Below are 748 nucleotides of genomic sequence, written 5' to 3'. Positions count from 1 at the left end.
TGATGTAGGTTATGTCCATTACCCAACGCTTATCCGGAGCATCCGGATTGAACTGTCGCTGGAGCCTGTTGGGCGATACGATACTGGCCTCGCCTTTGCGTGCCCGCGGGCTCCGGTACCCGACCTGAGCCTTTATCCCGGCACGATTCATCAGTCGCCAGACTCTGTTCACTCCGCACTGTTGCCCGCTATCCCGCAAGTCCAGATGGATCTTGCGATAACCATAAACGCAACCGGACTCCAGCCAGAACTGTTTGATCTGTCCCGTCAGTCTCAGATCTACCTGGTGGCGCTGAAAATACGGTTGCTTAAACCAGGCGTAAAAGCCACTGGGATGAACATCCAGCACCCTGCAGAGCAGACGAACAGGCCAGCAACGGGAGTTGTCACGAATAAAGGCGTACCTCAGTCGGACAGCTTTGCGAAGTACGCTGCGGCTTTTTTAATATGTCCCGTTCGTCAGTAACCCGCTTCAACTCCTTCTGGAGTCGGCGGATCTCGGCCTGAGCATCTGACTGTTCTTTATTAGTGGATGAGTCCGGACCGTACTTCTTTATCCAGGCGTAAAGGCTGTGGGTGGTGATATCGAGACGTGTTGCAACGCTGGAAACAGAATGACCGCGATCAATAACCTGTTTGACTGCTTCAATTTTAAACTCTTCGGGATAACGTTTACCGCTCATGGGCACCTCTCTTTAAGTCATCTTAAATGACTCCGAGGTGTCTGTTAAACCCGTGGCGATTCAAA

At 52.0% G+C, this 748-nt stretch carries 1 pseudogene; it reads right to left on the bottom strand.

Going from position 1 to position 748, the window contains the following annotated elements:
• A pseudogene (locus tag PYW49_RS23285) lies at positions 1-683 on the bottom strand (IS3 family transposase); the annotation flags it as partial.
• Positions 684-748 lie beyond the last annotated feature (65 nt).

This window comes from Enterobacter chinensis, from assembly GCF_034008295.1.
GTDB lineage: Bacteria > Pseudomonadota > Gammaproteobacteria > Enterobacterales > Enterobacteriaceae > Enterobacter > Enterobacter chinensis.
This window is presented reverse-complemented; position numbering and strand designations above follow the sequence as displayed.